Origin of the sequence: Streptomyces shaanxiensis, assembly GCF_039537145.1 — a bacterium.
Taxonomy (GTDB): domain Bacteria; phylum Actinomycetota; class Actinomycetes; order Streptomycetales; family Streptomycetaceae; genus Streptomyces; species Streptomyces shaanxiensis.
In genome coordinates, this window is sequence record NZ_BAAAZY010000008.1 from 109,090 (window position 1) to 127,152 (window position 18,063).

Below are 18,063 nucleotides of genomic sequence, written 5' to 3' on the forward strand. Positions count from 1 at the left end.
GAGACGCCCTCCCCGACGGTGGTGCGGGTCGCGCTCATCGTGCCGTACGGGTGTACGGGTGCGGTAGACGGCGTACCGACGGCCGCCCCTGGGCCGCGCGCTCCGTCAGAAGACGACGGACCAGCCCTCCCGCCCGGCCTGCTCGGCGGTGTAGGAGACACCGTCGATCTTGCTCCTCCTGGCGTCGAGGAGGCTGATCTCCCCGCCGTGGTTACCGAGTTGGGCGCCCCCGCTCAGGCGGACGGTGAGGCAGGCACCGGCGGCGAGCGGGCCGGGCGGGACGGCGGACCGCTGGCCGAGCCGGTCCTGGAGGTGCCAGCCGGTCAGGTCGACGGCGTCGGGCGAGGCGTTGAGAAGGGTCACCGTCTCGGCCTCGGGGGCCGGGCCGCGCGGGTTGACCAGGGCCGCGACGATCCGGACGGGCCGGGTGCCGGGCACCGGACGTGAGCCGTCGACGTCCTCGACGGCATGGCCGGTGACGTCGTCCGTCCTCCAGGACTGGCTCTGGAAGGCGAGGAAGATGCCGACCCAGCGGGACCGCGCCGGGAAGTGGATGAGCATCCCGCCGTCCTGCCAGACGCCGTCGTCGTCGCGGAAGCGGCGGCTGTTGCCCTGGTTCATGTGGATGTCGTGGACGCCGTTGCCGGGCTGGAAGCCGAAGACCTTGTCCTTGACCCTGGCCTCGGGCCCCCAGCGCTCCCCGAACAGGTACAGCCGGGCCTCCGGGTCGGCGACCGCGCGGCGGACGGAGTGGTCGAGGAGATCGGCGAGGTCGTTGTCGGGGCCTTCGAGGTCAGGGGGCAGCTTCCGCATCAGGGCCGGGTCGAAGAGGTTGCCGCGCACGTAGTCGAGGTTCGGGCCGCCGGGTCCGGACGGCAGGGTGTGCCAGCCGCTGCCCAGCCCCGCCAGCCGGTCCGTGATCGGGTGCCGGAAGTCCTCGCTGACGAAGTAGAGCAGCTCGGAGGGCTGCTGCTGGGAGAGGACGTTGACGGCGGCGCGGTAGTCCGTGCCGCCGTCGTCGGTGAGGTGGATCTGGTAGTGCGGTGTGTCGTCGGCGCCCTCGCGCCGGGTGTCGACGGCCCGTGCGATCAGTACGCCGTAGGTCTTCAGTGGCATGACGATCAACTCCCCCTGAAGGTGGGCGGAATGCCCACCCTTGGGGGGAAGCGTAGGGGCTGGGCACGGTGTCCGAAGCCGAGTTCACCTCACGTACGCCTGCCCGCCGACATCCGGCTGGACCGCCTGCACGACCCGTATACGACCGCGCCGTGACCAGCCCGGATTCCACAGGACCGTTCCGTAAGATCGCCCGCGTGGCGAACTTCCTCCTCGAACGCACGGTTCCGCTCCCCCTCCCGGAGGCGTGGCGCCGCCTGACGGAGTGGCCCCGCCATGCCGATGTCGTCCCCCTGACCCGCGTCCGCGTCACGACCCCCGAACCGACCCACGAGGGCACACGCTTCGTGGCCCGCTCCGGCCTCGGCCCGCTCTCCTTCGAGGACCCGATGGAGGTCACGGTGTGGCAGCCCCCGGGTGACGACACCCCGGGCCGGTGCCGGCTGGAGAAGCGCGGCCGCGTGATCACGGGCTGGGCCGAGATCGAGGTGCGGCCCGGGCCGGGCGGACGTGCGCGGGTGGTGTGGCGGGAGGAGCTGCGGGTGCGGTTCGTGCCGGGGGTCTTGGACGGTGTGGTGGAGCGGGCGGCCAGGTATGTGTTCGGGCGGGCGATGAACCGGTTGCTGAGGCGGGCGTGACGGCCGTCGAACGAGCCGGCTGGGACGACCACTTCGCGCGGGGGCGAGGCTTTCGGGGCGTCCGTGAGCGGGAACTGCGGCTGCTCGGCGAGGCGGTGCCGCCCCGCGCGGGCGCCCGAGCCCTGGACATCGGCTGCGGGCTGGGCACTTACGCCGCCGCACTCGCCGGTCTCGGCTACGACACGCTCGCCGTCGACTGGTCGGACGCCGCGGTGGCGGCGACCCGTGACCGGTACGCGGATCTGGAGCCCCGACTGCGTGTGAGCCACCTGGACTTCGAGGACGCGGCCGAGGTGCGGGCCAGGCTGCCGCGCGCCGGTTTCGACCTCGTGGCGATGCGGCTCGTCCTCGCCTTCATGGCGGACAAGCGGGCGGTCGGGGAGCGGGTGCGGGAGCTGCTGGCACCCGGCGGGGTGTGGGTGGTGACGACGCCTCTGGCCGAACGGCTCCCTCAGGGGCGTCGGTACATCGGGGTGACGGCCGAGGACGTGGCGGTCGTGACGCAGGGGTGGGGGCGTGGTGAGTGGTACGACCTCGAAGGGGGCGGGGTGCGGTGTTTCGTGCTGCGGGCGTGAGGCCCCGGAAGCCGCCGTGCCAGAGTGGGCGCCATGACGGAGGCTGAGGCAACGGGCATGAGGCCGGACGAGGTCGAGGCGCTGGCCGTGGACGGGCTGCGGTGGATGCTCTCGGGTGCGCGGGAGACGGGGGACGGTGGGCTCGGCTGGCCCGTCCGGGGCTCGGACGCCGAGGTCGACCCGATGTTCTACAACGGTACGGCCGGGGTCGTGCCGGTGCTGCTGGAGGCGTGGCGGCACTACGGTGACGACGCGTATGCCGACCTCGCGCTGCGCGCCGCGCGTTCCCTCGTGGACGTGGTCGACGAGTACCCGGACGACTCGCTGTACTTCGGTCTCACCGGCATCGCGCTCGTCCTGCGGACCGTCCACCGTGAACTCGGCTTACCGGACGCCGACGTGGCCGCCGCTCGTGCGCTCGACCGGGTGCGGTCACGGTTCGACGGGACGCGCTGGGGCGAGCTGTTCGAGCTGATGGGCGGCAACGCGGGCATCGGGCTGGGCGCGTTGGCGGCGGGCGACGCCGAGCTGGCCGTACTGGCGCTGGAGCCGTACGCGCGGACGGCCGACACGACGAGTGCGGGCGTCACATGGGAGTTCCGGCGGGGTGTCGAGTCGCGGCTGCACCACATGTCGCACGGCACGCTCGGGATCGCGTACGCGTTGGCCGCCGTCGGGTCGGCGACCGGCCGTGCGGATCTCGCCGAGCTGGGGCTGGCCGGGGTCGCGGATGTCGTGGCCCGCGACGAGGGCGGCCCCGAGGGGTTCTTGGTGCCGCATTCCGACCCGCAGCGCGCCCCTGACCTGATCGACCGCCACAGCTACGGCTGGTGCCACGGCCCGGCCGGCGACGCGCACGTCTTCCGGCTGCTGCGGGACGTCACCGCCGACCCCACCTGGTCGGCCCTCGCCGACCGCTGCTGGCACACCGTCACTCACTCGGGTCTGCCCGGCCGGTTGCGCCCCGGCTTCTGGGACAACAACGGCCGCTGCTGCGGCACCGCGGGCGTGCTCGCCCTAGCCTGCGACCGGATCGCCGAGCAGGGGGACTCCCCCGGGTTCGCGGACGTCCTCGTCGCGGACATCGCCGCCCACGCCACCCGGGACGCCGACGGCGCCCGCTGGTCCAACGTCGAGTTCCGTGCCACCCCGAGCGACCTGGAACCGGAGACCGGGTGGGCCATGGGCAACGCGGGGATCGTCCGTGAGCTCCTGCGGTACGTCAGGATCGGCCGGGGCGGTGACGCGGCGTACGCCTTCTCCTGGCCCGACCAGCCGGTGCCGCGGGCTCAGGCCACCGACCCGATCCGCCCCGCCGGCGACGACGACGTGGACGCGGCGTCGTGATGGATCGGCGTGTGCGCGCCGGTCAGTGAGACGCCGCTCCCGCCGCGCCGGTTGGCGACGATCTCGGAGGCGATCGACAGGGCCGTCTCCTCGGGCGTACGGGCGCCGAGGTCCAGGCCGATCGGGGAGCGGAGGCGGGCCAACTCCAGTTCGGTGACGCCGACTTCGCGCAGTCTCTCGTTCCGGTCGAGGTGGGTGCGGCGCGAGCCCATCGCGCCCACGTACGCCACCGGGAGGCGCAGGGCGAGCTGAAGCAGGGGTACGTCGAACTTGGCGTCGTGGGTGAGCACGCACAGGACCGTCCGGGCGTCGACGGACGTCCGCTCCAGGTACTTGTGCGGCCACTCGACGACGATGTCGTCGGCCTCCGGGAAGCGGGCCTTCGTCGCGAAGACGGGGCGGGCGTCGCACACCGTCACGTGGTAGTTCAGGAACTTCCCGATCCGCACCAGCGCCGACGCGAAGTCGATCGCGCCGAAGACGATCATCCGGGGCGGCGGGACCGAGGACTCGACGAGCACGGTGAGCGGGGCTCCGCAGCGCGAGCCCTGTTCGCCGATCTCCAGGGTGCCGGTGCGGCCGGCGTCCAGGAACGCGGCCGTCTCCGCCGCGACCGTGCGGTCCAGTTCGGGGTGGGCGCCGAAGCCGCCCTCGTAGGAGCCGTCGGGGCCGACCAGAAGGGCGAGGCCCATCAGGTCCTGCGGCCCGGACACGATCCGTGCCAGCGCCGCCGCCTCCCCGCCCGCGGCCGCCCGCAGCGCGGCCGCGAGCACCGGGCGGGCCGGATCGGCGGCCCGTACCGGCGTGACGAGGATGTCGATGACGCCGCCGCACGTCAGGCCGACCGCGAAGGCGTCCTCGTCGCTGTACCCGAAGCGCTGCAGGACGGTCTCGCCGTCCTGCAGCGCCTGTCGGCACAGGTCGTAGACCGCGCCCTCCACACAGCCGCCGGAGACCGAGCCGATCGCCGTGCCGTCGGCGTCCACCGCGAGCGCGGCGCCGGGCCGGCGGGGTGCGCTGCCGCCGACCGCCACCACGGTGGCCACGGCGAAGTCACGTCCCTGCTCGACCCACCGGTGCAGCTCTTCGGCGATGTCCAGCATCTGTCGGTCTCCTTAACAGCGGTTGTGCGGAGGGCGGTTCACACCGACCGGCGCACGGCTAGTGCACCCCCATCCAACTCTCAATGGGATTGAGGGCAAAGAAGACCAGGAAGATGCCTGTCAGGGCCCACATGAATGCCCCGATCTCCCGTGCCTTGCCCTGAGCGATCTTGATGGCGACGTAGGAGATGACGCCGGCCGCGACGCCCGCGGTGATCGAGTACGTGAACGGCATGATCACGACCGTGAGGAACACCGGGATCGCGGTGGCCCGGTCGGCCCAGTCCACGTGCCGTGCGTTCATCATCATCATGGCGCCGATCACCACCAGGGCCGCCGCGGCGACCTCGCCCGGCACGATCGCCGTGAGCGGGGTGAAGAACAGACAGGCCGCGAAGAACAGGCCGGTGACCACCGAGGAGAGCCCCGTACGGGCGCCCTCGCCCACGCCGGTCGCCGACTCGACGAACACCGTCTGGCCGGAGGCCCCGGACACGCCGCCGATCGCACCGCCCGCGCCGTCGATGAACAGCGCCTTGGACAGGCCCGGCATCCGGCCCTTGTCGTCGGCGAGCTTGGCCTCGGTGCCGACGCCGATGATCGTCGCCATCGCGTCGAAGAACCCGGCCAGCACGAGCGTGAACACGATCATGCCGACCGTCATGGCGCCGACCTCGCCCCAGCCGCCGAACTCGACGTTGCCGAAGATCGAGAAGTCCGGCATGGACACCGCGCTGCCGTGCAGTTCGGGAGCGCCGCTGGCCCACTGCTTGGGGTCGATGACGTCGAGTGCGTTGAGGATGACGGCGAGCACGGTGCCGCCGACGATGCCGATCAGGATCGCGCCGGGGATGCCGCGCGCCTGGAGCATGAAGATCGCGAGCAGGGTGACCGCGAAGAGCAGGACCGGCCAGCCGGCCAGTTCACCGGCCGGGCCGAGGCTCAGCAGGGCCGCCTCGCCCTGGTGTACGAAGCCGGCCTTCACCAGGCCGATCAGCGCGACGAACAGGCCGATGCCCATGGTGATCGCGTGCTTGAGCGCGAGCGGGATCGCGTTCATGATCATCTCGCGCAGGCCGGTGACGACCAGCAGCATGATGACCACGCCGTACATCACGCACATGCCCATGGCCTGCGGCCATGTCATCTGCGGGGCGACCTGCGAGGCGAGCACGCCGGAGACGGAGAGGCCGGCGGCGAGGGCGAGCGGCACCTTGCCGAAGAAGCCCATCAGCAGCGTGGTGAAGGCCGCCGCGAACGCGGTCGCGGTGATCAGGGCCTTCTGCGCGAGGGTGTCCCCCGCCGCGTCCTTGCCGGACAGGATGAGGGGGTTGAGCAGGAGGATGTACGCCATCGCCATGAAGGTGGTGACGCCGCCGCGCACCTCGCGCGCGACCGTGGATTCTCTCTTCGTTATGTGAAAGTACCGGTCGAGCCAGGACCTGCCGGCCGGGACGCGGGTGCCTTCTCCCGCGTCTTCGGCTGTGGTCGCCGGCTCAAGTGACTGCTGGGTCATGTGGGCCTACTCCCAAGGTTCAAAGGGGCACCCGCGTGTTGCGTGGAAGATTGCGGGATTTGGGAAGGTGCTGCGGCCGCACGACCCGGGGGACGGCCCGAGACGAACGAACTGGGTACTCCGGGCGGCGCGGCGAAGTGTGACGTTCCCGGCGCCGCCCGGAGAGTTCCTGCTGGGTTTCCTTACGCCGTGCCGGTGAGGTGTTCCGGTCGTACGGGCGTCCGGTCTAGCTCCAGCCCGGTCGCGCTCCGGATCGCCGCGAGGACGGCCGGGGTCGACGACAGGGTGGGGGCCTCGCCGACGCCCCGCAGCCCGTACGGGGCGTGGTCGTCGGCGAGTTCGAGCACGTCGACGGGGATGGTCGGCGTGTCGAGGATCGTGGGGATGAGGTAGTCCGTGAAGGAGGGGTTCTTCACCTTCGCCGTCTTGGGGTCGACGACGATCTCCTCCATGACCGCCACGCCGAGACCCTGGGTCGTACCGCCCTGGATCTGGCCGACGACGGACTGCGGGTTGAGGGCCTTGCCGACGTCCTGGGCGCAGGCCAGCTCGATCACCTTCACCAGGCCGAGCTCGGTGTCGACCTCGACGACGGCGCGGTGCGCGGCGAAGGAGTACTGGACGTGGCCGAAGCCCTGGCCGGTGCGCAGGTCGAAGGCCTCGGTCGGACGGTGCCGCCATTCGGCCTCGATCTCGACCGCCTCGCCTTCGAGTACGTCGACCAGGTCGGCGAGGACCTCGCCGCCGTCGGTGACGACCTTGCCGCCCTCCAGGAGCAGCTCGGCGGTGGCCCAGGCGGGGTGGTAGGAGCCGAACTTGCGGCGGCCGATCTCCAGGACCTTCTCCCGGACCAGCTCGCAGGAGTTCTTGACCGCGCCACCGGTGACGTACGTCTGCCGGGAGGCCGAGGTCGAACCCGCCGAGCCCACCTGCGTGTCCGCCGGGTGGATCGTCACCTGGGCGACGCCCAGCTCGGTGCGGGCGATCTGCGCGTGGACGGTGACACCCCCCTGGCCGACCTCCGCCATCGCGGTGTGGACGGTGGCGACGGGCTCACCGCCGACGACCTCCATGCGCACCTTGGCGGTGGAGTAGTCGTCGAAGCCCTCGGAGAAGCCGACGTTCTTGATGCCGACCGCGTAGCCGACGCCGCGTACGACACCTTCGCCGTGCGTGGTGTTGGAGAGGCCGCCGGGCAGCTGCCGTACGTCCGCGCCCTCGCTGCTCTCCCACTGGCGCTCCGGCGGGAGCGGCATCGCCTTGACGCGGCGCAGGAGTTCGGCGACCGGGGCCGGGGAGTCGACCGGCTGCCCGGTCGGCATGACGGTCCCCTGCTCCATGGCGTTGAGCTGCCGGAACTCCACCCGGTCCATGCCCACGGCGTCGGCCAGCTTGTCCATCTGCGCCTCGTAGGCGAAGCACGCCTGGACCGCGCCGAAGCCGCGCATGGCACCGCAGGGCGGGTTGTTGGTGTAGAGGGCGAGGGCCTCGATGTCGACGTCGTCGACCGCGTACGGGCCGATGCTGAGCGAGGAGGCGTTGCCGACGACCGCCGGGGAGGCGGAGGCGTACGCGCCGCCGTCCAGCACGATCCGGCACTTGACGTGGGTGAGCTTGCCGTCCTTCGTGGCGCCGTGCTCGTAGGAGAGCTTGGCCGGGTGGCGGTGGACATGCCCGAAGAAGGACTCGAACCGGTTGTAGACGATCTTGACGGGCTTGCCCGTGCGCATCGCCAGCAGGCAGGCGTGGATCTGCATCGACAGGTCCTCGCGGCCGCCGAAGGCTCCGCCGACGCCGGACAGCGTCATCCGGACCTTGCTCTCGGGCAGGCCGAGGACGGGCGCGATCTGGCGCAGGTCGCTGTGCAGCCACTGGGTGGCGATGTAGAGGTGGACGCCGCCGTCCTCGTCCGGCACGGCGAGGCCGGACTCCGGGCCGAGGAAGGCCTGGTCCTGCATGCCGAAGGTGTACTCGCCCTTGACGACGAAGTCGGCCCGCTTCGCGGCCTCCGCCGCGTCGCCGCGGAAGATCGGCTGGCGGTGCACGATGTTCGGGTGCGGGACATGGCCGGCGTGGTGGTCGTCGCGGCCCTCGTGGACCAGGATCGCGTCCGGGGCGGTCGCGGAGGCCTCGTCGGTGATGACAGGCAGCTCGCGGTACTCGACCTTGATCTTGGCGGCGGCCCGGCGGGCCGTCTCCGGGTGGTCGGCGGCGACGATGGCGACCGGCTCGCCGTGGTGGCGTACCTTGCCGTGCGCGAGGACCGGGGTGTCCCGGATCTCCAGGCCGTAGTTCCGCACGTCGGTCGGCAGGTCGTCGTACGTCATGACGGCGTAGACGCCCGCCGTGGCGAGGGCCTCGCTGGTGTCGATGGACACGATCTCGGCGTGCGCGACGGGCGACCGGAGGATCTGGCCCCAGAGCATGTCCTCGTGCCACATGTCGGACGAGTACGCGAACTCGCCGGTGACCTTGAGGGTGCCGTCCGGGCGGAGGGTCGACTCACCGATGCCGCCCTTGGTCCTGGACCCCTGGGTGATCTTGGTGGGAGCGCCGTTGGTGGGCATGTGGCTCAGACCGCCTCTCCCTGCCGGGCAGCCGCGAGGCGGACCGCGTCCATGATCTTCTCGTAGCCGGTGCAGCGGCACAGGTTGCCCGAGAGGGCCTCGCGGATGTCCGCGTCGCTCGGGCTGGGGTTGCGCTCCAGCATCTCGTCGGCGGCGACCAGCAGACCCGGGGTGCAGAAGCCGCACTGGACGGCACCGGCGTCGATGAACGCCTGCTGGATCGTGGAGAGTTCGGTGCCCTCGCCGGTCTGCGAGTCCTGCCCCTCGGCCGCCCATTGCTGGGCGGCCTGAAGCGACGTACCGCACGCACCGGTCGCGCAGCCGCCCTCGGCACGCTGCTTGGCGTAGTCCGCGAGCCCCTCGACGGTGACGACCTCACGGCCCTCGACCTGACCGGCGGCGACCAGGCAGGAACACACCGGCACGCCGTCGAGGCGGACCGTGCAGGACCCGCACTCGCCCTGCTCACAGGCGTTCTTCGAGCCCGGAAGCCCCATCCGCTCGCGGAGCACGTACAGCAGGGACTCGCCCTCCCAGACGTCGTCGGCTTCCTGCGGACGTCCGTTGACAGTGAAGTTGACGCGCATCAGGCGACCCCCTCCGTGTGAGCGGCGGTGCCGCGGTACGACTCCCAGGTCCAGGTCAGCGTGCGGCGGGCCATGATGCCGACCGCGTGGCGGCGGTAGCTCGCCGTGCCCCGGACGTCGTCGATCGGGTTGCAGGCGGCGGAGCACAGGTCCGCGAACTGCTTGGCGACCGACGGGGTGATGATCTTGCCGTTGTCCCAGAAGCCGCCCTCTTCGAGCGCCGCGTTCAGGAACTCCTCGGCGGCCTTGGCCCGCACGGGGGTGGGCGCGGCCGAGCCGATCCCGGTCCGTACGGTGCGCGTCTCGGGGTGCAGCGCGAGACCGAAGGCGCACACGGCGATGACCATGGCGTTCCTGGTCCCCACCTTGGAGAACTGCTGCGGCCCGTCGGCCTTCTTGATGTGCACGGCCCGGATGAGCTCGTCGGCGGCGAGCGCGTTGCGCTTCACGCCGGTGTAGAACGCGTCGATCGGGATCAGCCGGGTGCCACGCTCGGCCGACTCGACCTCGACCTCGGCCCCGGCCGCCAGCAGGGCGGGGTGGGCGTCGCCGGCCGGGGAGGCGGTGCCGAGGTTGCCGCCGACGCCGCCGCGGTTGCGGATCTGCGGGGAGGCGACCGTGTGCGAGGCGAGAGCGAGACCCGGCAGTTCGCCGCGCAGGTTCTCCATGATCCTCGTGTAGGGGACCGAGGCCCCGAGCCGCACACTGTCCTCGCCGACCTCCCACTCCTCGAGGTCGCCGATGCGGTTCAGGTCGAGGAGGTACTCGGGCCGGCGGTGGTCGAAGTTGATCTCGACCATCACATCGGTGCCACCCGCAATCGGCACAGCGGTGGGGTGCTCGGCCTTGGCGGCGAGCGCCTCCCCCCAGCTGGCGGGGCGAAGGAAGTCCATGACCGACTCTCTCCTTCGTCTCGAGGGTCGTACGGTTTGAGCCAGATCAGGTGCGCCGGGCCCGGCTCGTTCATGTGTTGTTAACGAGGACTGACGTCAGTACACAGCGCCGTACTCCGACCCGGTCAGTCACGGAAACCATGAAGGAGTTGGCTGGCCAGGGCGGGCATCTTGTAGATTCGTATGAACAGAGGCCACCAGTAACCTCCTCGTTTTTCCGTGGAAACGTGCGTCACAGCCCTTGTGACCAGGGACACAGCCGGAACACAGCCCGGCAGACGCCGGTCACCACCCACAGGTCCTCGAACGGGCCGCTCACATCACGACCCTCATAGATCCATCGTAGATTTCGAGACAAAGAACGGCGGCGACGAGAATGCGGCTGCGCGCACTGCTGGACACCGACGCGCTGGGCCTCAAGCTGCTCGGCGGCGAGGACGAGCTGGACCGCACCGTGCGCGGTGTGATGACCACCGACCTCAGGGACCCCAGCCGCTATCTCTCGGGCGGTGAGCTGGTGCTCACGGGGCTGGCCTGGCGGCGGAACGCCGCGGACTCCGACCCTTTCGTGCGCCTCCTGGTGCAGAACGGCGTGGTGGCGCTGGCGGCCGGCGAGGCCGAGCTCGGGGACGTACCCGACGACCTGGTCCTGGCCTGCGCCCGCCACCGGCTCCCCCTGTTCGCCGTGCACGAGTCGGTGGCGTTCGCGACGATCACCGAGCACGTCGTACGGCAGGTGAGCGGCGAGCGGGCCGGGGACCTCGCGGCCGTCGTCGACCGGCACCGCCGGATGATGACGTCGGGCCCGGCGGGCGGCGGCCCGGACGTCGTCCTCGACCTCCTCGGCTCGGACCTGGACCTGCGGGCGTGGGTGCTGTCGCCGACCGGACGGCTGATCGCGGACCCGAAGGTCGCGGCCCCGGCGCTGCCCGCCGAGGTGTGCGCGAGGCTGGCGGCGGAGCATCTGTCGGCCGCCCGCACGGGCCGCCGCGGCCCGCACCGGATGACCCTCGGCACGACGACGTACTCCCTGTTCCCGATCCGCAGCAGCGGCCGCTCCCCGCAGGCCGCACGGGACGTGCGCGAGACGGTGCTGTCGGACTGGCTGCTGGCCGTGGAGGCGGACGCGAGCGACTGGCCCGAGGAGCGGCTCGACCTCCTCCAGGGCGTCACGCAGCTGATCTCGGTGGAGCGGGACCGCAGGGACGCGGCGCGCACGGTCCGCCGCCGCCTCGCACAGGAGGTCCTGGAACTGGTCCAGACGGGCGCGGCCCCCGCGGAGATCGCCGCGCGCCTGCGGGTGGCGGCCCCGGTGCTGCTGCCGGGCCTCGGCGCGGCCCCGCACTGGCAGGTGGTCGTGGCCCGCGTCGAATGGGACGGCGGCGAGATCGAGGCGGGCCCGATCGCCCAGTCCCTCCTGGAGGAAATCCTGGTGGACCCCCTGGCAACCGGCCCGGAACCCTCCGACCGCATCGCCGTGGCCCACATGGGCGACGAGGCCATCGCGCTGGTCCCCCTGCCGGCCGTCTCCACCGAGCACGACGGCTCGGAGGCCGGGATCCTCGCCGACGCGCTCCTCGACTCGATCCGGGACCCGCTGTCGGCGGGCCTGGACGACGACGGCCGGGTCACCCTGGGCGTCAGCGCGGCGGTGCACTCGGCGGAGGGCCTGCGCGGCGCCCTGGAGGAGGCCCGCCACGCCCGCCGGGTGGCGGCGGCCCGCACGGGCCGGGTCTGCGCGGCAGGCCACCAGGAACTCGCCTCGCACGTCCTGCTCCTGCCGTTCGTACCGGACGACGTCCGCCGGGCCTTCACGGCACGACTGCTCGACCCGCTCCGGGACTACGACCGCCGCCACCGCGCCGAACTGATCCCCACCCTGGAGGCGTTCCTGGAGTGCGACGGCTCCTGGACCCGCTGCGCGACCCGCCTTCACCTGCACGTCAACACGTTGCGCTACCGAGTGGGGAGGATCGAGCAGTTGACGAGCCGGGACCTCTCGCGCCTGGAGGACAAGCTGGATTTCTTCTTGGCATTGCGGATGAGTTGACCTCGCGGAACCCCTCGCACGGACGGCACAGGGATGGCACCAAGTGCCGTCCCTGTCCCACGACTTTGTGAAATCCTTCACCCACCCTCTTGGCCGGGCCCGGAGATTCGTGCTGAGATGCCGCCACCACTCAACAGCTCGATGGCGCGCTGGAGGGACAGTGCCCGGCGACGCCGGTGAGCAGGGCGTGGTGCGTGCAGTTGCGAGGCGGAGGAGCCGTGTCGACCAGCCGTTACCGCGGCGAACCGACGACGCCGCCGCCACGGCTGTGCGTGCCGCGCCCCGCGACCCCGAGCTGATCCGCAGGACAGAAGCTTGGGGAGGGCGAGGTGGCGCATACCGCCATGTCTGGTAACGGAACGACCGCCGGTGACGATCCACTCCAGACCGCGGTATGGCGGCTGCGCTCACGCGCCTGCTGGGCGGACGCGGCGGCCCTGCTCCAGCCGGTCACCGCCCAGGCCGCGCTGCAGCGGGCCGCGCTGCTGGTGGAGCGGTGTCTCTACACCGAGCAGGGCTGGGAGGAGGCCGAGGACGCGCTGCGCACGGCCGAGGCGCTGGCCCACAGCGACGACGAGCGGGGGGCGGCCGCTTGTGAACGCGGGCAACTTGCCTACGCGGCGACCCTGCACTCAGTGCGCGACCGGGCCGACGAGGCGCGGGCGGCGCTGGGGCGGGCGGCGGCGCTGATCCCTCCGGGGGCGGCGGGGCGGGCGGTGCTGGACTTCCGGCGGGGGCTGCTGGCGGAGAACCTCGCGCGTTCCCCCCAGGCGGCCCGTGCGGCATATCGCCGGGCCCACGCGGGCGCGACGGCCCACGCCGACCCGCTCCTCCTCTCCTTCACCTGGCGTCACCTGGCCGGACTCGCCCTGCGGGACGGCGAGTTGGCGGAGGCCCGCCACGGCTTCGCCGAGTCCCTCCGCATCCGCGAGGAGCTGGGCTATTTGGTGGGCACGGCGCCCGCCCTGGCCTCCCTCGCCGACGCGGAGGCCGAACCCGAGGCGTCGCGCCTGCGCGAGGAGGCCCGCCGCCTGTTCCGCCTCCTGGGCGGCGTCCCCACATGGCTGGCCCACCAGCTGGCTCCGCCGGCGCCGGGGGCGGCAGCGACGGCGTGAGCCGACCAGGCCCCTTCCTCGCCCCCGCCGCCCCTACCCGTCCCGTCCCTGGGGGCTGCCGCCCCCAGCCCCCCGCTTCGGCCCGAAGGGCCTCGTCCTCAAACGCCGGACGGGCTGAAATTGCCTGGGGCGGCGTCCAGAGGTGACGGCTCGCTGGGGTGGGTGGGGGATCGGGACGGCGATCCCTTGTCCTCGAACGCCGGACGGGCTGAAATGCCTGGGCCGGCGTCGAGAGGCGGCCGCGTACCCCCACGGCGCGGCACCCGCGTACGGCGGCAAGGGGACGTGCCGGGGGGTGTCCGCCCGCAGTGGCCGGCGTCAACACGCAGCACCTCCCGGCCTAAGGTGACCGCCGGTCCGAGGACGGACACCCCCCCCGGCACGGCCCCGACCCACAACCCACCCGCAGGCGCTACGCACACCCCCACCAAGGCCGCACAGGCGCCGCAGGCACAGACGCGCACCCACCGAAAGGCACGCGACAACCTCAGCCCGCCCCCGCGAAGTGCTCCCCCACCAACGCCCGCACAACCTCCAACTCCCCGGCCACCAACGCGTCCAGCAGCGCCGTGTGTTCCGCCGCGTCGGCGATGAGATCGGCGTGGCCGCGGCCGGTCGGGCGGGCGGGGCTCACCAGGGGCCACTGGGCGCGGCGGTGGAGGTCGTCGGCGATCTGGACGAGTTGGTCGTTGCCGCAGAGGGAGAGCACGGCGCGATGGAAGGTGCGGTCCGACTCCGCGTACGTCGCCCGGCACCCCGTCGACGCCGCACGAACCGTCGCCTCGGCCAACGGCCGCAGTTCCGCCCAGCGTTCGGCGGGGACGGTGCGCGCAAGCCGGAGCATCACCGGGACCTCGATCAGCGCACGGACCTCGGCCAGCTCGGCCAGCTCCCGCGCCCCGCGTTCGACCACCCGGAACCCTCGGTTGGGAACGACCTCCACGGCCCCCTCCAGCGCGAGCTGCTGCATGGCCTCGCGAACCGGCGTCGCGGAGACCCCGAAGCGTTCGCCGAGCGCGGGAGCCGAGTAGACCTCCCCGGGAGCCAGGTCACCGGTGACGAGCGCCGTGCGCAGCGCGTCGAGGATCTGCCCCCGCACCGAGGCCCGCTGAAGGACCGGCCGCGGCCGCGGAATGGGCTGCTCACTGTGGGTGTGCTCACCACGAGCCGTCGGCGCCCCCGACGTCCCCGAGGTTCCCCGGGACCGTGTCTGCCCCGGGACAGGAGCCGACACCGAACCCAAAGCAGGACCCGACCCCAGCCCCGCGCCCGAACCCGGGCCCGACCCCAGCCCCCGGTCCACGCCCCCGGCCCCACCCTGCGGCGGCACCCTCGGCACACCCGACGCCTCCACGGCAGCCGACGCCCCCGAGGCATCCGAGACCCGCGAAACACGCGGGCTCTGCGAGAGCTGTGGATTCCCCGTTTCCGCGGAGCCCTGCGCGCCCTGCTTCACGGGTCCTCCTCCGGACGTGTCGGTACTTGAGGTCATTACGGCGGGTTGTTACTCACCCGTCAAGCACCTTAGGCGCAGAACTCGACAGTTCAAACCGCAGCGATCTTGGGTAAGGTAAGCCTTACCTTTAAAGTCGAGCGAATCGGCGGCCCCATGCCCGTGCCCCCCATAGCCCTCGCGGACGCGTACACCCGTCTCACCGAGGCCTTCCCGGGGCTCGACATCACTCAGCCGACCGGCGACGAGCACCTCCCCGAACACGGCGGCTGGATCCCCGCCACAGCCCTCGCGGAGGGCGGCACCGGCCTCGACGCGTTCCTGGCCTGGGACGACGCGCAGGTACTGCGCGACTACGGACAGCCCGCACGCCCGGACGTCGTCGCCAGCTTCGGCCTGCACCGCTACGCCTGGCCCGCCTGCCTGCTGATCACCGTGCCCTGGTTCCTGCTCCGCCGCGTCCCCCGCTTCCCCGTGACGCAGGTCTCCTACGACCGCACGGCCCCCGGCCTCCCCATAGGCCGCCTCGCCGCCCGCCCCACCACCTTCGCCTGCCTCCCCGGCGACCCGGCGGCGACGCTGCCCGGCGCCAGGGTCGTACCGGACGAGGAGGCGCTGCGCGCGGAGGTGCGTACGGCCATCGCCGAGCACCTCGAACCCGTTCTCGGCGGCTTCGGACCCCGCATGCGGCGACGCGGACGCGCCCTGTGGGGCATGGCGACCGACGAGGTCGTGGAGGGCCTGTGGTACGTCGCCCACCTGTTCGGCGACGGCGAGCAGGACCGCGCACGGCGCGAGCTGGAGCTGCTGCTGCCGGGCGCGACGAAACCGTACGTCGGTTCGGCCGCCTTCCGCGAACTCACCGGCCCCAACGGCGAGTCACTGCCCACCCGGGACCGGGCGAGCTGCTGCATGTTCTACACGGTGCGCCCCGAGGACACCTGCGCCACCTGCCCGCGCACCTGCGACGCGGACCGGGTCACCAAGCTTCTGGCCGCTGCCGGTTGAGGCCCCGTCACTATCTGCTGAGCCCCCCTCAGGCATGGCCGTAACCCGCCGTGCCGTAAGATCACCCGAGAGCGCGACACCCGTTACGGTTACAGGCGTTTCACAAATTCCTCACTCCGCGCAGGAACTTTTCCTGGAACCACCCGTACGGGTAGTGTTGCTCGAACTCAACTCCCGCCCCTCAAGCGGCAGTTCGAGCAGAACGCCGCCCTGGGCATCCCCTTGCACTTCCTTGGCGGCCTCTTGCCCCGAAACCCTCTGAGGGCCGGTGGGATTGGGCCAATATGGCGGGCGTTACGCCCTATCCCAATGCAAGGGACCCCAGATGAGATTGACCGACATATCGCTGAACTGGCTGCTTCCGGGCGCCGTCCTGCTCCTGGGCCTGCTGGCGGCGATAGCGGTGCTCCGGCGCGGGAAGGCCGCGGGGAAGGACACGAGCGCGGACGACTCGTGGGAGCGCAGCGAGGAGCGCCGTCGGCGCAAGGAAGCCCTGTACGGCACCGTCTCCTACGTCCTGCTGTTCTGCTGTGCGGCCGTTGCCGCGGCGCTCTCCTTCCACGGCCTGGTCGGCTTCGGTGAGCAGAACCTCGGCCTCACCGGTGGCTGGCAGTACCTCGTGCCCTTCGGCCTCGACGGCGCGGCCATGTTCTGCTCCGTACTCGCCGTCCGGGAGGCCAGCCACGGTGACGCGGCACTCGGCTCCCGCATACTCGTGTGGACGTTCGCGTTCGCCGCGGCCTGGTTCAACTGGGTGCACGCACCCAGGGGCATCGGCCACGACGGCGCCCCGCACTTCTTCGCCGGCATGTCCCTGTCCGCGGCGGTGCTGTTCGACCGGGCGCTCAAGCAGACCCGCCGGGCCGCCCTGCGCGAGCAGGGTCTGGTGCCGAGGCCCCTCCCGCAGATCCGGATCGTCCGCTGGCTGCGGGCGCCCCGCGAGACCTACAAGGCCTGGTCGCTGATGCTGCTGGAGAACGTGCGCAGCCTGGACGAGGCGGTCGACGAGGTCCGCGAGGACATGCGGCAGAAGGAGACGGCCCGCCTGCGCCGGCGCGAGCAGCAGCGCATGGAGCGTGCCCAGCTGAAGGCCATCAGCCGGGGCCACCGCGGCTTCGTCGGCCGCGGCGGCGGACGGCACGTCGAGCCGCAGGCGGCCCTGGAGCGCGCCTCGGCCCAAGTCTCCGCGGAGCCTGCCATATCCACGCCGGAACAGTTGCCCGTACGGTCACGTCCCTCACTGCAGCCCGTACGCACCGGTTCTGATCCGGTGACCGTCGATCTCACCGCGGAGGACGACACAATGGCGCTGCCGCGACTCGACTCCCTGGAGCGCAAGCTCAAGGATCTCGAGCAGCAGTTCGGCTGAGAACGCCGCACGCCTCTCGTCGACGGGAAGGGGCGCGACCCGAGATCTGGGTCGCGCCCCTTCCCGTTGTCGTTACGTCGCCACGCCGAACCCGCGTCCGTGTCACGCCGCACCCGCGTCGAGCTCGAACCACACCGCCTTCCCCACGCCGTGCGGCTGCACACCCCAGGCGTCCGCGAGGGACTGGACCAGGAACAGGCCTCTGCCGTTCGTACCGTCGTCGGCGTTCGGTACGCGCAGTCTGGGCCGGCGGGCCACGAAGTCCCGCACCTCCACCCGGAGTCCGCCCGGTCCGACGGTGGCCGTCAGGACCGCTTCACGGTCGGTGTGCACGATCGCGTTGGTGACGAGCTCGCTGGTGAGCAGTTCGGCGATGTCCGATCGTCCGGGCCTCCCCCAGGTCCGTAACAGTTCGCGCAGTGCCCTGCGTGCCTCCGGTACGGCCCGCAGGTCCGCCCGCCCGAGTCTGCGCCTGAGTTGAGGCGTCTGCGTGTGTTCCCCGGCGCTCGCGGCCCTGTCCTCCACCGTCTCCACCGAAGAGGCCCCGAACGCTATGGGACCGCCTCCCCGTGCCTGCCTTTTCATGACCCCCGCCCGCGTGCCGATGTCGGTTCCCCTCCTGCTCGAACACGTTCACGGGAACCATTTCCCAGTCGGACCCCCGACAGTCATGTCGAATCGTCAACGACCGGGTGTTCGGCCACGGTTGCGGCAGTCCGGGCCCGG

At 71.9% G+C, this 18,063-nt stretch carries 15 protein-coding genes; 7 read left to right on the forward strand and 8 right to left on the reverse strand.

Annotated elements, in window-relative coordinates:
* Nucleotides 1-105: 105 nt before the first annotated feature.
* The gene (locus ABD932_RS12200; RefSeq protein WP_345011666.1) at nucleotides 106-1,116 is read right to left on the reverse strand and encodes a DUF2278 family protein; all 1,011 of its coding nucleotides are present in this window, start codon (nucleotides 1,114-1,116) and stop codon (nucleotides 106-108) included.
* 197 nt (nucleotides 1,117-1,313) lie between these two features.
* On the opposite strand from ABD932_RS12200, the gene ABD932_RS12205 reads away from it, so the two are divergent.
* Genes ABD932_RS12205 through ABD932_RS12215 form a run of 3 tightly spaced genes read left to right on the forward strand, consistent with a single transcriptional unit; the run spans nucleotide 1,314 to nucleotide 3,676 of the window.
* Nucleotides 1,314-1,754, forward strand: coding sequence for an SRPBCC family protein (locus ABD932_RS12205; protein ID WP_126396005.1), 441 nt, complete (start codon nucleotides 1,314-1,316; stop codon nucleotides 1,752-1,754).
* Nucleotides 1,751-2,329, forward strand: coding sequence for a class I SAM-dependent methyltransferase (locus ABD932_RS12210; RefSeq protein ID WP_345011671.1), 579 nt, complete (start codon nucleotides 1,751-1,753; stop codon nucleotides 2,327-2,329). The genes ABD932_RS12205 and ABD932_RS12210 overlap by 4 nt, the downstream gene beginning before the upstream one ends.
* A 33-nt stretch (nucleotides 2,330-2,362) precedes the next feature.
* The gene (locus tag ABD932_RS12215) at nucleotides 2,363-3,676 is read left to right on the forward strand and encodes a lanthionine synthetase LanC family protein (RefSeq protein WP_345011673.1); all 1,314 of its coding nucleotides are present in this window, start codon (nucleotides 2,363-2,365) and stop codon (nucleotides 3,674-3,676) included.
* Here ABD932_RS12215 and ABD932_RS12220 read toward each other — a convergent pair.
* From ABD932_RS12220 to ABD932_RS12240, 5 genes are all read right to left on the reverse strand, one after another.
* Entirely contained in the window at nucleotides 3,619-4,779 is a 1,161-nt protein-coding gene (locus ABD932_RS12220) for an XdhC family protein (RefSeq protein WP_345011675.1), read from the reverse strand. The two genes, ABD932_RS12215 and ABD932_RS12220, sit on opposite strands and share 58 nt — an antisense overlap.
* 58 nt (nucleotides 4,780-4,837) lie before the next feature.
* Nucleotides 4,838-6,295, reverse strand: coding sequence for an NCS2 family permease (locus ABD932_RS12225; RefSeq protein ID WP_345011677.1), 1,458 nt, complete (start codon nucleotides 6,293-6,295; stop codon nucleotides 4,838-4,840).
* Nucleotides 6,296-6,477: 182 nt separating this feature from the next.
* Complete coding sequence (locus ABD932_RS12230; RefSeq protein ID WP_345011679.1) at nucleotides 6,478-8,862, reverse strand: xanthine dehydrogenase family protein molybdopterin-binding subunit; 2,385 nt, start codon at nucleotides 8,860-8,862, stop codon at nucleotides 6,478-6,480.
* A gap of 5 nt (nucleotides 8,863-8,867) precedes the next feature.
* Nucleotides 8,868-9,449, reverse strand: a complete 582-nt coding sequence (locus ABD932_RS12235; protein ID WP_345011681.1) for a (2Fe-2S)-binding protein — start codon at nucleotides 9,447-9,449, stop codon at nucleotides 8,868-8,870.
* The gene (locus ABD932_RS12240) at nucleotides 9,449-10,342 is read right to left on the reverse strand and encodes an FAD binding domain-containing protein (RefSeq protein ID WP_345011683.1); all 894 of its coding nucleotides are present in this window, start codon (nucleotides 10,340-10,342) and stop codon (nucleotides 9,449-9,451) included. Before ABD932_RS12240 ends, ABD932_RS12235 begins: the two co-directional genes overlap by 1 nt.
* Nucleotides 10,343-10,718: 376 nt before the next feature.
* On the opposite strand from ABD932_RS12240, the gene ABD932_RS12245 reads away from it, so the two are divergent.
* The gene (locus ABD932_RS12245) at nucleotides 10,719-12,392 is read left to right on the forward strand and encodes a PucR family transcriptional regulator (protein ID WP_345011685.1); all 1,674 of its coding nucleotides are present in this window, start codon (nucleotides 10,719-10,721) and stop codon (nucleotides 12,390-12,392) included.
* A 329-nt stretch (nucleotides 12,393-12,721) separates the two neighbouring features.
* Nucleotides 12,722-13,507: a hypothetical protein gene (locus ABD932_RS12250; RefSeq protein ID WP_345011688.1), complete on the forward strand. Its 786-nt coding sequence runs from the start codon at nucleotides 12,722-12,724 to the stop codon at nucleotides 13,505-13,507.
* 487 nt (nucleotides 13,508-13,994) lie between these two features.
* Here the strand turns inward: ABD932_RS12250 and ABD932_RS12255 are convergent, their stop codons facing one another.
* A complete protein-coding gene (locus ABD932_RS12255) occupies nucleotides 13,995-14,963 on the reverse strand; it encodes a GntR family transcriptional regulator (protein ID WP_345011690.1) in 969 nt (322 codons plus the stop codon).
* 153 nt (nucleotides 14,964-15,116) lie between these two features.
* Here ABD932_RS12255 and ABD932_RS12260 point away from each other — a divergent pair, with 153 nt between their 5' ends.
* Both ABD932_RS12260 and ABD932_RS12265 read left to right on the forward strand, forming a co-directional pair.
* On the forward strand, nucleotides 15,117-15,968 hold the full coding sequence (locus ABD932_RS12260; RefSeq protein ID WP_345011692.1) for a (2Fe-2S)-binding protein: 852 nt from the start codon (nucleotides 15,117-15,119) through the stop codon (nucleotides 15,966-15,968).
* 325 nt (nucleotides 15,969-16,293) lie between these two features.
* Nucleotides 16,294-17,337, forward strand: coding sequence for a DUF2637 domain-containing protein (locus tag ABD932_RS12265; RefSeq protein WP_345011694.1), 1,044 nt, complete (start codon nucleotides 16,294-16,296; stop codon nucleotides 17,335-17,337).
* A 102-nt stretch (nucleotides 17,338-17,439) separates the two neighbouring features.
* Here ABD932_RS12265 and ABD932_RS12270 read toward each other — a convergent pair whose 3' ends face one another.
* Entirely contained in the window at nucleotides 17,440-17,862 is a 423-nt protein-coding gene (locus tag ABD932_RS12270) for an ATP-binding protein (RefSeq protein WP_345011696.1), read from the reverse strand.
* Nucleotides 17,863-18,063 lie beyond the last annotated feature (201 nt).

Coding starts and splice junctions, on each gene's coding strand:
- ABD932_RS12200 (WP_345011666.1), bottom strand. CDS start 1,116: ATGCCACTGAAGACCTACGGCGTACTGATCGCACGGGCCGTCGACACC.
- ABD932_RS12215 (WP_345011673.1), top strand. CDS start 2,363: ATGACGGAGGCTGAGGCAACGGGCATGAGGCCGGACGAGGTCGAGGCG.
- ABD932_RS12220 (WP_345011675.1), bottom strand. CDS start 4,779: ATGCTGGACATCGCCGAAGAGCTGCACCGGTGGGTCGAGCAGGGACGT.
- ABD932_RS12225 (WP_345011677.1), bottom strand. CDS start 6,295: ATGACCCAGCAGTCACTTGAGCCGGCGACCACAGCCGAAGACGCGGGA.
- ABD932_RS12230 (WP_345011679.1), bottom strand. CDS start 8,862: ATGCCCACCAACGGCGCTCCCACCAAGATCACCCAGGGGTCCAGGACC.
- ABD932_RS12235 (WP_345011681.1), bottom strand. CDS start 9,449: ATGCGCGTCAACTTCACTGTCAACGGACGTCCGCAGGAAGCCGACGAC.
- ABD932_RS12240 (WP_345011683.1), bottom strand. CDS start 10,342: ATGGACTTCCTTCGCCCCGCCAGCTGGGGGGAGGCGCTCGCCGCCAAG.
- ABD932_RS12245 (WP_345011685.1), top strand. CDS start 10,719: ATGCGGCTGCGCGCACTGCTGGACACCGACGCGCTGGGCCTCAAGCTG.
- ABD932_RS12260 (WP_345011692.1), top strand. CDS start 15,117: ATGCCCGTGCCCCCCATAGCCCTCGCGGACGCGTACACCCGTCTCACC.
- ABD932_RS12265 (WP_345011694.1), top strand. CDS start 16,294: ATGAGATTGACCGACATATCGCTGAACTGGCTGCTTCCGGGCGCCGTC.